Here is a 13893-nt window from a genome sequence, read left to right as displayed (position 1 = left end):
CCTATACATGAACAATATGAACGTAATTATTGCCGATGACCATCCGATTGTACTGTTCGGTATTCGCAAATCACTTGAACAGATCGAGTGGGTGAATGTAGTCGGTGAATTTGAAGATTCCACAGCACTGATTAATAACCTGCCAAAGCTTGATGCGCACGTGCTCATCACCGACCTTTCCATGCCTGGAGATAAGTACGGTGACGGGATTACGCTGATCAAATACATCAAGCGCCATTTCCCAAGCATTTCGATCATCGTGCTGACCATGAACAATAACCCAGCGATTTTGAGCGCGGTTCTGGATCTCGATATCGAAGGCATCGTCCTGAAACAGGGCGCGCCGACCGATCTGCCGAAAGCGCTGGCCGCGCTGCAGAAAGGGAAAAAATTCACGCCGGAAAGCGTCTCTCGCCTGCTGGAAAAAATCAGCGCTGGCGGTTACGGTGACAAACGCCTGTCGCCAAAAGAGAGTGAAGTCCTGCGTCTGTTTGCCGAAGGTTTCCTGGTGACCGAAATTGCCAAGAAGCTGAACCGCAGCATCAAGACCATCAGTAGCCAGAAAAAATCGGCGATGATGAAGCTGGGCGTGGAGAACGACATCGCCCTGCTGAACTATCTCTCTTCCGTGACCCTGAGTCCGGCGGATAAAGAGTAATGAGCTACATGCCCGGCGGCGCTTCGCTTGCACGGGCCTACAGGTAGCGTAGGCCGGGTAAGCGTCAGCGCCACCCGGCAATAATAAAAAAGCCCATTTCTGGGCTTTTTTTTATCCCAGCGCTCTTCTCACCCGCTCCGCATATACCGACAGCGTCTGTTTCAGGACATCCAGTGTTACCGGCTTGGAAAGACAGCTATCCATCCCCGATTCCAGACAACGCTGCTTCTCCTCTGCCAGCGCGTTAGCGGTGACGCCCACCACCGGCAGCGTCAGACCGAGCTGACGGATGCGCTGAGTCAGACGATAGCCATCCATATTCGGCATGTTCACATCACTCAGGACAATGTCGATATGGTTTTTGCTCAGCACATTGAGGGCATCCACACCGTCATTCGCCGTTTTACACTGATAGCCCAGCGAGCCGAGCTGATCGGCCAGCAGGCGGCGGTTAATCGGATGGTCGTCCACCACGAGGATCATCATGTCCTCATTCAATGACTGCTCGGATTCCGGCGACGGCAGCGACGTTGTCCCGTCCGCGCTGTCCATTTCCACACGATAGATACGCGCCAGCAGCGTAATCAGCTCGTGCGGCGAGGCCACGCTGTTCACCCACTCACCGTGCGCACGCTCCAGGGCGATACCGATATGGCGTCGACAGAAGATCACCGCCGCTTTACCCTGCCACGGCTTCGTCAGCTCATCGTCGGTGAGAAGCATATCTTCCGCGTCCGGGGTTTGTCCGGCGTAGCGCGCCACCCGGATGCCGTATGAGGTCAGCAGGGATTCCAGGTAGGCATACAGCGAGGCATTATTGACCGCCAGCCAGCAGCGTTTATCGCTTAATCCCTCAATCAGCATGTTAGCCGGAGACTGCGCGGCATAAAGAGGAATACGGATAGTAAACTGACTGCCCATGCCCGGTTCGGTATCCACCGAGATATCGCCGTCCATCATGCTGATCAGTTTTTCACAGATCGCCAGCCCCAGCCCGGTGCCCTGGAAGTTACGCTGAACGCCCGTTCCCACCTGGAAGAACGGGTCGAAGAGTTTGACTACCTCTTTGGCCGGAATTCCCACCCCGGTGTCGCGCACGCGAATGCTCAGGTAGTCCCCTGCTTTGGCGACATGCATCACAATGCAGCCCATGTCAGTGAACTTAATGGCGTTGCTGAGCAGGTTGGAGATCACCTGCTGCAGGCGCATCGGATCGCCCTGCAGCGTTAGCGGCACGTCCGGCTCAATAAAGCAGTACAGCCCCAGCTGCTTACGCACCACCAGCGGCAGGTAGTTGGCGCTGATATGGTTCATCACCTCGCGCGGCGAGAATTCGCGCGGTTCAATTTTCAGCTGCTCGGACTCGATTTTAGAGAAGTCGAGAATGTCGCTGATGATTTTCAGCAGCAGGCTGGAGGAGTTGTTCATCGCCGTCACCAGACGGTCAACGCCGCGCGGCAGCTCTTTGGTCTGCAGCAGATCGAGGTTACCGATAATCCCGTAGAGCGGAGTACGCAGTTCGTGACTGACGGTGGCAAGGAACATCGATTTCGACTGGCTGGCCTGTTCGGCGGACTGGGCCATGTCCTGCAAAGACTCTTCCATTTTGACGCGGGCGGAGACATCCACCAGCACGCAGATCGCCACGTTCTCATTGCGATAGCGCGAATGGACAAAGCTTATCTGCAGGTTGGTATTGTTACTGGTCAGGACATCGACGAAGTTGACCTGCTGCCCACAGATAATCTGCGTCAGCCGCTGTCGGTCCTCATGGGTGAGCATATTGAGATAGTTATGCGCCAGCTCGTTACTGAGGATGTTGGTCCCGTCAAGGGTGCGTAAAATACAGATCCCCACCGGCGCAGAGGCAACAATCTTGCGGTTAAACTGCTCATGCTCTTCAAGACGCTGGGCATCGTTCTCCGCCGGAATAAAGATTTTACGCTCGTACATCCGCGCGAGGGTAAACAGCGCAATCCCCACCAGCACGTTTAGCAGTACCGAGTTGAGGATCAGTATCCGAATACGCTCCAGCACCATATCCACTGGTACGGAGTAAACAATGCTCAGCGACGAAGGCGGCAGGCTTTTTTTCAACACCAGGTCACGAAAACCGGCGCTGTAGCCAAACCATGAGCGCTCCTGCATCCAGCGAGGATCAACCTTCAGCCGCGATTCCGGCCCGGCCAGTGAAATGAGAGAGTGACCGTTTTCATCGAGAATGGTCACACCCATCGGCAGATTCCCTGGGGTGAAAAAGTTCTCCATGCGGATAGTCTGCTCAATACCGAGCATCGCCTGCAGACGGTTGCCCAGATAGACCGGCGTTAGGGCATAGAAGTACCCTACTCCTGAACGCGGACCCTGGCTTATCCAGAACAGATTATTACCGCGCTCATCCTGCGGCGCGTTACGGTATTTGATGATCCGCTCGTGCAGGCTTTTCAGCGCGCTGTCGCGGTCCACCGGCACATCGCGCAGGCCAAAATCGGCCATACAGAGATTTTCGCTGCCAATCAGGAAGACGCGGTTCAGGTCATAGGCTGCCGAGAAGTTATCGCGCCAGTAGCGCATAAACCAGGCCAGCGACTCCAGCGATCCCCGCCACGCTGAGCCCATCGCCGAGCAGTCAGAGTCGGGGAAAAGCGGTTCAAAGTTGGGGACATCTGCCTTACTGTCGCGCCCGCGGATAGCCAGCACACCATTCTCCGCCGTCAGACGGTTTTCGGCGATATATTTGAGCTCCTTCATGACGTCCGCGGTGCGCTGAATATAGCGCTGGGACTGATCGAAGCTGAGGCTAAACTCCTGACGGATCTCCGCCTCCTTCTGGTGCAGCGCATTGACGATGTAAAACACCGAAAATAGCGCGATAAGCACCCAAATCAGGAGCGCCAGCGCCCGAAAAAGATAGCGAGAAACTTTCAGCGTGGTTCGAAAGGAGACGAGGTATTTCAAGGGGGCGAGGCTCCGCCGTCAGGTTCACAAGGAATGGGTTAAGGTAGCGGTAAATCGCCGCCGTCGCAACGTTCGGTTGTCTGCAATTCAGCGCCGCGACAAAAGAAAAGGGCCGGAAACCGGCCCTTTGTCATCAGAAGAGATTACTCTTCGGCATCATCTGCCGCATCATCGTCGATTTCCGCTTCCGGCGCGATTTCATCGTCACCTTCTGCCACGCTACCGTCGATAGAGTCGAGCTCTTCGTCATCCACTGGCTCAGCAACACGCTGCAGACCCACCACGTTTTCATCTTCCGCGGTACGGATGAGGATCACGCCCTGGGTGTTACGGCCCACCACGCTGATTTCCGACACGCGGGTACGCACCAGCGTACCGGCATCGGTGATCATCATGATCTGGTCGGCATCATCGACCTGTACCGCGCCAACAACGGAACCGTTGCGCTCGGTGACTTTGATCGAGATAACGCCCTGGGTGCCACGGGACTTGGTTGGATATTCGTCCTGGGCAGTACGCTTACCGTAACCATTCTGGGTGACGGTGAGGATTGCGCCTTCGCCACGTGGAACAATCAGGGAGACCACGCTGTCTTCGCCCGCCAGTTTGATCCCGCGGACACCGGTCGCCGTACGGCCCATGGCGCGCACCGCGTTCTCTTTGAAGCGCACCACTTTACCGGCGGCAGAGAAGAGCATCACTTCATCGGAGCCGGAAGTCAGATCCACGCCAATCAGTTCATCGCCTTCGTTCAGGTTGACGGCGATAATGCCGGCAGAACGTGGGCGGCTGAACTCGGTCAGAGCGGTTTTCTTCACCGTGCCGCTGGCGGTCGCCATAAAGACGTTCACCCCTTCAGCGTATTCGCGAACCGGCAGGATCGCCGTAATACGTTCGTTTTGTTCCAGCGGCAGCAGGTTGACGATTGGACGTCCACGGGCGCCACGGCTCGCTTCTGGCAGCTGATAAACCTTCATCCAGTACAGACGGCCCCGGCTGGAGAAGCAGAGGATGGTGTCGTGGGTGTTAGCCACCAGCAGGCGGTCGATAAAGTCTTCTTCTTTAATACGTGCCGCTGACTTGCCTTTGCCGCCACGACGCTGTGCTTCGTAGTCGGTTAACGGCTGGTACTTCACGTAGCCCTGGTGAGACAGGGTAACAACAACGTCTTCCTGGTTGATCAGGTCTTCGATGTTGATATCCGCGGAGTTGGCGGTGATTTCCGTGCGACGCTCGTCACCGAACTGATCCCGGACCAGCTCCAGCTCCTCGCGGATTACTTCCATCAGACGATCGGCGCTGCCCAGAATGTGCAGCAGCTCAGCGATCTGTTCCAGCAGCTCTTTGTACTCGTCGAGCAGTTTTTCATGCTCAAGGCCGGTCAGTTTCTGCAGACGCAGATCCAGAATCGCCTGGGCCTGCTGTTCGGTCAGCCAGTATTTGCCCTCGCGAATACCGTACTGCGGCTCCAGCCACTCAGGACGCGCGGCATCGTCACCGGCACGTTCCAGCATCGCAGAGACGTTGCCCAGATCCCACGGCTGCGCGATCAGGCCCGCTTTCGCTTCGGCAGGGGTTGGCGCACGACGGATCAGTTCGATGATCGGATCGATGTTCGCCAGCGCAACCGCCAGCGCTTCAAGGATGTGCGCACGATCGCGGGCTTTACGCAGTTCGAAAATGGTACGACGGGTCACCACTTCGCGGCGGTGACGCACGAACGCGCTCAGAATGTCTTTCAGGTTCATGATCTTCGGCTGACCATGGTGCAGCGCAACCATGTTGATGCCAAAGGAGACCTGAAGCTGCGTCAGGGAGTAGAGGTTGTTAAGCACCACTTCCCCTACCGCGTCACGTTTGATTTCAATCACGATACGCATGCCGTCTTTGTCAGACTCATCACGCAGCGCGCTGATACCTTCAATACGTTTCTCTTTAACCAGCTCGGCAATCTTCTCGATCAGGCGCGCTTTGTTCACCTGATACGGAATTTCGTGGACGATAATGGTCTCACGGCCAGATTTGGCATCCGCTTCCACTTCGGCGCGGGCACGAATATAGATCTTGCCGCGACCGGTACGGTACGCTTCTTCGATACCGCGACGGCCATTAATAATCGCTGCGGTCGGGAAGTCCGGGCCCGGGATGTGTTCCATCAGCCCTTCAATGCTGATCTCTTCATCGTCGATATAGGCCAGGCAGCCGTTAATCACTTCGGTGATGTTGTGCGGTGGAATGTTGGTCGCCATACCTACGGCGATACCGGACGAACCGTTTACCAGCAGGTTAGGGATCTTCGTCGGCATAACGTCAGGAATTTTTTCCGTGCCGTCATAGTTGTCGACAAAATCTACCGTCTCTTTTTCCAGATCGGCCATCAGCTCATGGGCAATCTTCGCCAGGCGGATTTCCGTATAACGCATTGCCGCAGCGGAGTCGCCGTCGATAGAACCGAAGTTACCCTGACCATCAACCAGCATGTAACGCAGCGAGAACGGCTGCGCCATACGGACGATGGTGTCGTACACCGCGGAGTCACCATGAGGATGGTATTTACCGATTACGTCACCAACGACACGGGCAGATTTTTTGTACGCTTTATTCCAGTCATTGCCCAATACGTTCATGGCGTATAGTACGCGACGGTGTACCGGCTTAAGTCCATCGCGGACATCCGGCAGCGCACGGCCAACAATGACCGACATCGCATAATCCAGATAGGAGCTCTTCAGCTCTTCCTCGATGTTAACCGGTGTAATTTCTCTCGCAAGGTCGCTCATCTAACCGCTATCCCTCTACTGTATCCCGGATTCAAAGGTCGGAAATTATAACACACCCGCTTAGGTTTAAACTAATTTGCTTTGTTATCCTGATATACTTCCTCGTCTTTAAATTACGGAGTAAAAGCGTCCATGAATGCGGAAAAATCCCCGATGGCTGACAACGTCGACCACGAAGAGATCGCCAAATTTGAAGCCGTGGCCTCGCGCTGGTGGGATCTTGAAGGTGAGTTCAAACCGCTGCACCGCATTAACCCCCTGCGCCTGGGCTATATCGCGGAGCGTTCCGGCGGTCTGTTTGGTAAAAAGGTGCTCGATGTGGGGTGCGGCGGCGGCATCCTGGCCGAGAGCATGGCGCGCGAAGGCGCCACGGTGACCGGGCTGGATATGGGCTTCGAGCCACTACAGGTGGCGCGTCTGCACGCGCTGGAGAGCGGTATCCAGGTGGAGTACGTGCAGGAAACGGTTGAAGCCCACGCGGCGGAGCACGCCCACCAGTACGACGTTGTCACCTGCATGGAGATGCTGGAGCATGTTCCCGATCCGCAATCGGTGGTGAAAGCCTGTGCCGCGCTGGTGAAGCCGGGCGGTCAGGTGTTCTTCTCTACCATCAACCGCAACGGCAAGGCCTGGCTGATGGCGGTGGTCGGCGCGGAGTATGTGCTGCGGATGGTGCCAAAAGGCACGCACGATGTGAAAAAATTCATCAAGCCGGCGGAATTACTGAGCTGGGTCGACGGCACCAGCCTGAAAGAGCAGCACATGACCGGCCTGCACTACAATCCCCTGACCGACAAATTCAAACTGGCGCCAGGCGTGGATGTTAACTACATGCTCCATACCACCGCCAAAAATGAGCAAGAGTAATTACTCTTTTTCTGACGAATGCGCAGCAGTTTGTTGCGCATTTTTGACCACCCGTTGAAGAAATCAGCAGTCGATCAAATTTTCATTTTTTTTTCTGGAATATTGACATCACGTCCAGGCCTTACGGTACGAGGACTTACGCTTTTTTACTCTTTAACAACCTCAATTTAACCTCAAAATCAACTCTTGTACTCAAAAGAATCCTTACTAGAATACTCACCATCTTGCGTTATCCTTATTGTAAAACCCCTATATGTAGTATTTATCCACAGAAGGCTGTGGATAAGCGGGGGATATTTTCATTTTCACGGACAGGTAAAAACCCACATGAATCAGAGTCTGCTGGTGACAAAGCGCGACGGTACCACCGAGCGTATCAATCTGGACAAAATCCATCGAGTTCTCGACTGGGCAGCAGAAGGGCTGAATAACGTATCGATCTCCCAGGTTGAACTGCGCTCCCATATCCAGTTCTATGACGGCATCAAAACGTCTGATATCCACGAAACCATTATCAAAGCCGCGGCGGATCTCATCTCCCGCGACGCGCCGGATTATCAGTACCTCGCTGCCCGTCTGGCGATTTTCCACCTGCGTAAAAAAGCCTACGGTCAGTTTGAGCCGCCAGCGCTGTTCGATCATGTGGTGAAGATGGTCGAGCTTGGCAAGTACGACACGCATCTGCTGGAAGACTATACGGAAGAAGAGTTCAAGCAGATGGACGGGTTTATCGATCACTGGCGTGATATGAACTTCTCCTACGCCGCGGTGAAACAGCTGGAAGGGAAATACCTGGTCCAGAACCGCGTGACCGGCGAGATCTACGAAAGCGCCCAGTTCCTCTACATTCTGGTGGCGGCCTGCCTGTTCTCGAACTACCCGCGTGAAACCCGTCTGGAATATGTGAAGCGTTTCTACGATGCGGTTTCCACCTTTAAAATTTCTCTGCCAACGCCAATCATGTCCGGCGTTCGCACCCCAACCCGCCAGTTCAGCTCCTGCGTGCTGATCGAGTGCGGCGACAGCCTGGATTCCATCAACGCGACCTCCAGCGCCATTGTGAAATACGTTTCCCAGCGTGCCGGTATCGGCATTAACGCTGGTCGCATTCGTGCGCTGGGCAGCCCGATTCGTGGCGGCGAAGCGTTCCACACCGGCTGTATCCCGTTCTACAAACACTTCCAGACCGCGGTAAAATCCTGCTCTCAGGGCGGCGTGCGTGGCGGTGCAGCCACCCTCTTCTACCCAATGTGGCATCTGGAAGTAGAAAGCCTGCTGGTGCTGAAAAACAACCGTGGCGTGGAAGGCAACCGCGTGCGTCACATGGACTACGGCGTACAGATCAACAAGCTGATGTATACCCGTCTGCTGAAAGGTGAAGATATTACCCTCTTCAGCCCGTCCGACGTCCCGGGTCTGTATGACGCCTTCTTTGCCGATCAGGATGAGTTCGAGCGTCTGTACAGCAAATATGAAAAAGACGACAGCATCCGTAAACAGCGTGTGAAAGCGGTTGAACTGTTCTCCCTGATGATGCAGGAACGCGCCTCTACCGGCCGTATCTACATCCAGAACGTTGACCACTGCAACACCCACAGCCCGTTCGATCCGGTCGTTGCGCCAGTGCGCCAGTCCAACCTGTGTCTGGAGATCGCCCTGCCGACCAAACCACTGGAAGATGTGAACGACGAAAACGGCGAAATCGCCCTGTGTACGCTCTCCGCGTTCAACCTGGGTGCGATCAACAGCCTGGACGAACTGGAAGAGCTGGCAGTGCTGGCGGTTCGCGCCCTGGATGCGCTGCTGGATTACCAGGATTACCCAATCCCGGCGGCAAAACGTGGTGCGATGGGTCGTCGTACCCTGGGCATTGGCGTCATTAACTACGCCTACTGGCTGGCGAAAAACGGCAAGCGTTATTCCGACGGCAGCGCCAACAACCTGACGCACCAGACCTTCGAAGCCATTCAGTACTACCTGCTGAAAGCCTCGAACGAACTGGCTATCGAGCAAGGCGCCTGCCCGTGGTTCAATGAAACCACCTATTCCAAAGGCATTTTGCCGATCGATACCTATAAGAAAGACCTGGATGCGATCGCCAACGAGCCGCTGCACCTTGACTGGGAAGGCCTGCGCGAGTCCATCAAGACCCACGGCCTGCGTAACTCCACGCTCTCTGCCCTGATGCCGTCCGAGACCTCCTCGCAGATCTCCAACGCCACCAACGGTATTGAGCCGCCGCGCGGTCATGTCAGCATCAAAGCGTCGAAAGACGGTATCCTGCGCCAGGTGGTGCCGGATTATGAGCTGCTGAAAAACAACTACGAGCTGCTGTGGGAGATGCCAAATAACGACGGCTACCTGCAACTGGTAGGGATCATGCAGAAGTTTATCGACCAGTCGATCTCTGCCAACACCAACTACGATCCGTCACGCTTCCCGTCCGGGAAAGTGCCGATGCAGCAGCTGCTGAAAGACCTGCTTACCGCCTACAAATTTGGCGTGAAGACCCTGTACTATCAAAACACCCGCGACGGTGCGGAAGATGCGCAGGACGATCTGGCCCCGTCCATTCAGGATGATGGCTGCGAAAGCGGCGCATGTAAGATTTAATGTAAATGCCGGGTGGCGCTACGCTTACCCGGCCTACGATTTTGTTTGCCCGATCTACAAAATCTCTCACAGGACATACTCATGGCATACACCACCTTTTCACAGACGAAAAACGACCAGCTCAAAGAGCCGATGTTCTTCGGCCAGCCGGTCAACGTGGCGCGCTACGATCAGCAAAAATATGACATCTTCGAAAAGCTGATTGAAAAGCAACTCTCTTTCTTCTGGCGTCCGGAAGAAGTTGACGTTTCACGCGACCGCATCGATTTCCAGGCGCTGCCGGAACACGAAAAGCACATCTTCCTCAGCAACCTGAAGTATCAGACGCTGCTGGACTCCATCCAGGGGCGCAGCCCGAACGTGGCGCTGCTGCCGCTGATCTCCATTCCGGAGCTGGAGACCTGGGTCGAGACGTGGGCGTTCTCCGAGACGATCCACTCCCGCTCCTATACACACATCATCCGTAACATCGTCAACGATCCGGCGATTGTCTTCGATGATATCGTCACCAACGATCAGATCCTGAAGCGCGCGGAAGGCATCTCCCACTTCTATGACGACCTGATCGAGATGACCAGCTACTGGCATCTGCTGGGCGAAGGTACGCACACCGTAAACGGTAAAACCGTCACCGTGAACCTGCGTGAACTGAAGAAAAAGCTCTACCTGTGCCTGATGAGCGTGAACGCGCTGGAAGCGATCCGCTTCTACGTCAGCTTCGCCTGCTCCTTCGCCTTCGCGGAACGCGAGCTGATGGAAGGCAATGCCAAAATCATTCGCCTCATCGCCCGCGATGAAGCCCTGCATCTGACCGGCACCCAGCATATGCTGAACCTGCTGCGCAGCGGCGCTGACGATCCGGAGATGGCTGAGATTGCTGAAGAGTGCAAGCAGGAGAGCTATGACCTGTTTGTTCAGGCGGCACAGCAGGAGAAAGAGTGGGCGGAATACCTGTTCCAGGGCGGCTCCATGATCGGCCTGAACAAAGATATTCTCTGCCAGTACGTGGAGTACATCACCAATATCCGCATGCAGGCGGTCGGCCTGGATCTGCCGTTCCAGACCCGCTCCAACCCAATCCCGTGGATTAACACCTGGCTGGTCTCTGACAACGTGCAGGTTGCCCCACAGGAAGTGGAAGTGAGCTCCTACCTGGTCGGTCAGATTGACTCCGAAGTCAACACCGACGATTTGAGCGACTTCCAGCTCTGATGAGCCGCGTAACGCTTCGTCTTTCTGGCACAGAGCTTCTGTGCCAGGAAGAGCATCCCTCCCTGCTTATTGCGCTGGAATCCCACCAGATTGCCGTTGAATACCAGTGCCGCGAAGGCTATTGCGGCTCCTGCCGCTGTCGCCTGGTGACCGGTCAGGTTGACTGGATAACCGAACCGCTGGCCTTCATCAACGACGGTGAAATTTTGCCCTGCTGCTGCCGGGCAAAAGGGGATATAGAGATCGAGATGTGATTGTGCCGGGTGAAGCTTCGCTTACCCGGCCTACAAAACCGCAGTCCGTAGGTCGGGTAAGGCGCAGCCGCCACCCGGCAATTTCAGCGTTAATCCTTCAAAAAGCTCACCGCTTTATCCGGGAAATCCGTAAACAATCCGTCTACGTCCGCCTGCTTATATAATACCTCGTAAAGCTGATTCACATCCGTGGCATACGGCGGCAACTGGTCAGCACGCACCGTATACGGATGCACCTGCATCTTGCTGGCGTGCGCCTCTTTCACCATCGCCGTCAGCTTCACGTGGCCCGGGGTTGAACCTTCCGCCACCAGCATATGGTAATCCGGTCCGATCCCGTCGGCGTACTGCGCGATCTGCTTCATGGCGCCCGGCTTAAACATCCAGTCGTAGTTGTAGTTTACCCACTTGCCGTCTGCCTGCTTCTCCTGGGTTTCATTCCAGTCGGTATAAGCGATCAGCTGGACCAGATTGAGATCCATCCCCATCTTTGGCTCCAGCTCGGTTTTGATGCGCTTCAGTTCCGCGGCGTCAAAACACTGGAGGTAGACTTTATCCTTCTTGCTGGTGTAGCCGTACTGTTTCAGCACCTCCAGCGTTTTCGCGGCGATATCCTTCCCTTCCTGATGGTGGAACCACGGCGCTTTGATTTCCGGGTAGATACCGATATGTTTGCCGGTCGAGTGGTTCAGCCCCTGAACAAACTCAATCTCCTCCTGGAAGGTATGGATGCGGAAGTCCGATTTGCCCATCGGGAAACGTCCAGGGTAAACCTGCACCTTCTTACCGTTTTCAATCTCAAAGCCCTCGGTAAACTTCAGAGAGCGGATTTCATCCAGAGTGAAGTCAATGGCGTAAAAACGGCCATCTTTTCGGGCACGGTACGGGAAACGATCCGCCACATCGGTCACCCGGTCAAGATAGTGGTCATGCAGGACGACCAGCTGGTCGTCCTTCGTCATCACCAGATCCTGCTCCAGATAATCGGCCCCTTGCGCATAGGCCATCGCTTTCGCCGGCAGCGTATGCTCCGGCAGATAGCCGCTTGCGCCGCGATGGGCAATAACGATTTTATCCGCCGCCAGGGCGGAGCCGGACATCAGGCCCGCCAGCAGCAGACCGGTCGCGATTTGCGTTAATTTCATAGCAGTGCTCCTTATTGACGACGCGCCAGCACTTCCGCGTGGTGACGTTTTTCACCGATCATGACCACAATCAGCAGCAGTACCGCCAGCACGCTGCCGCCGATCATCACCATAAAGCCGCCGTCCCAGCCGAAGAAGTCAACGGTATAGCCCACAATGGCGCTCGCCGCCACCGAACCGCCCAGGTAGCCGAACAGACCGGTAAAGCCTGCCGCCGTGCCTGCCGCTTTTTTCGGTGCCAGTTCCAGGGCATGCAGACCAATCAGCATAACAGGGCCATAAATCAGGAAGCCGATGACAATCATACAGGCCATGTCCACGCCCGGATTGCCCGGCGGGTTGAGCCAGTAGACGACGGTGGCAATGGTCACGAGGGTCATAAAGAAGACGCCCGTCGCGCCACGGTTGCCCTTAAACACTTTGTCCGACATCCAGCCGCAAATCAGCGTCCCCGGGATCCCGGCGTATTCGTAGAGGAAGTAGGCCCAGGAGGATTTATCCAGCGCAAAGTGCTTCACCTCTTTCAGGTAGGTCGGTGACCAGTCGAGGATGCCGTAACGCAGCAGGTAGACGAACACGTTCGCCACCGCGATGTACCACAGCAGTTTATTCGGCAACACGTACTTCATGAAGATCTGCTTTGCCGTCAGCTCTTCTTCGTGCTTTTCGCTGTAATCATCCGGATAGTCGTTTTTGTACTCTTCAATCGGCGGCAGACCGCAGGACTGCGGCGTGTCGCGCATCAGCGCAAAGGCGATAATCGCCACCAGGATTGCCCCAAAGGCTGGCATATAAAGCGCGGCGTGCCAGTCGTTGAACCAGGCCATCCCCAGCAGGAACAGCAGCGGTGGAAGCCCGCCGCCCACGTTGTGGGCGCAGTTCCATACCGACACGATACCGCCGCGCTCTTTCTGCGACCACCAGTGCACCATAGTGCGTCCGCACGGTGGCCACCCCATCCCCTGGAACCAGCCGCAGAGGAACAGCAGCACAAACATAATGGCGATACTGGAGGTCGCCCACGGCACAAAGCCCATGAACAGCATGACCGCTGCCGCCAGGATCAGACCGGCGGGCAGGAACACGCGCGGATTCGAGCGATCCGACACTGACCCCATAATGAATTTCGAAAAACCGTAGGCGATAGAGATCCCCGACAGCGCGAAACCGAGATCGCCGCGTGAGAAGCCCTGCTCCACCAGGTACGGCATGGCGAGCGCGAAGTTTTTACGTACCAGATAGTACGCCGCATAGCCAAAGAAAATCCCCATGAAGATTTGCCAACGCAGACGGCGGTAAAGAGGGTCTATCTCTGCCTCTGGCAGTCGCGCCCGATGTGGCGCAGGTTTAAAGATACTGAGCATAACAGCCTCCGTGGCCTTTCAAAAAATGACCGGACAACACGC

The 13893-nt window shown here is 55.7% G+C and carries 9 protein-coding genes; 5 read left to right on the top strand and 4 right to left on the bottom strand.

Features of this window, described 5'->3' with window-relative positions; translation table 11 throughout:
• Positions 1–7: 7 nt before the first annotated feature.
• Positions 8–658, top strand: a complete 651-nt coding sequence (rcsB, locus tag DVA44_RS07170; protein WP_032612710.1) for a response regulator transcription factor RcsB — start codon at positions 8–10, stop codon at positions 656–658.
• Positions 659–769: 111 nt separating this feature from the next.
• Here the strand turns inward: rcsB and rcsC are convergent, their stop codons facing one another.
• Positions 770–3616, bottom strand: coding sequence for a two-component system sensor histidine kinase RcsC (gene rcsC, locus DVA44_RS07165; RefSeq protein ID WP_114386065.1), 2847 nt, complete (start codon positions 3614–3616; stop codon positions 770–772).
• A 143-nt stretch (positions 3617–3759) separates the two neighbouring features.
• Positions 3760–6396, bottom strand: coding sequence for a DNA topoisomerase (ATP-hydrolyzing) subunit A (gyrA, locus tag DVA44_RS07160; RefSeq protein WP_103825115.1), 2637 nt, complete (start codon positions 6394–6396; stop codon positions 3760–3762).
• Positions 6397–6528: 132 nt separating this feature from the next.
• Between gyrA and ubiG the strand changes: the two genes are divergently transcribed.
• From ubiG to yfaE, 4 genes are all read left to right on the top strand, one after another.
• Positions 6529–7263: a bifunctional 2-polyprenyl-6-hydroxyphenol methylase/3-demethylubiquinol 3-O-methyltransferase UbiG gene (gene ubiG / locus DVA44_RS07155; RefSeq protein WP_103825116.1), complete on the top strand. Its 735-nt coding sequence runs from the start codon at positions 6529–6531 to the stop codon at positions 7261–7263.
• A 327-nt stretch (positions 7264–7590) separates the two neighbouring features.
• A complete protein-coding gene (nrdA, locus tag DVA44_RS07150; protein WP_103825117.1) occupies positions 7591–9876 on the top strand; it encodes a class 1a ribonucleoside-diphosphate reductase subunit alpha in 2286 nt (761 codons plus the stop codon).
• Positions 9877–9957: 81 nt separating this feature from the next.
• Positions 9958–11088 (top strand): class Ia ribonucleoside-diphosphate reductase subunit beta, encoded by a 1131-nt coding sequence (gene nrdB / locus DVA44_RS07145; RefSeq protein WP_114386064.1) that lies wholly within the window; start codon positions 9958–9960, stop codon positions 11086–11088.
• Entirely contained in the window at positions 11088–11342 is a 255-nt protein-coding gene (gene yfaE, locus DVA44_RS07140) for a class I ribonucleotide reductase maintenance protein YfaE (RefSeq protein WP_103180417.1), read from the top strand. The genes nrdB and yfaE overlap by 1 nt, the downstream gene beginning before the upstream one ends.
• 89 nt (positions 11343–11431) lie before the next feature.
• On the opposite strand, the gene glpQ is transcribed toward yfaE, so the two are convergent.
• On the bottom strand, positions 11432–12487 hold the full coding sequence (glpQ, locus tag DVA44_RS07135) for a glycerophosphodiester phosphodiesterase (RefSeq protein ID WP_114386063.1): 1056 nt from the start codon (positions 12485–12487) through the stop codon (positions 11432–11434).
• Between the two features lie 11 nt (positions 12488–12498).
• A complete protein-coding gene (glpT, locus tag DVA44_RS07130) occupies positions 12499–13851 on the bottom strand; it encodes a glycerol-3-phosphate transporter (protein ID WP_103825121.1) in 1353 nt (450 codons plus the stop codon).
• Between the last annotated feature and the right edge of the window lie 42 nt (positions 13852–13893).

It is taken from the genome of Leclercia sp. W17, from assembly GCF_003336325.1.
Taxonomy (GTDB): Bacteria; Pseudomonadota; Gammaproteobacteria; order Enterobacterales; family Enterobacteriaceae; genus Enterobacter.
The sequence above is the reverse complement of the archived record's forward strand: the minus strand, read 5'-3'. Positions and strand labels throughout refer to the sequence as shown.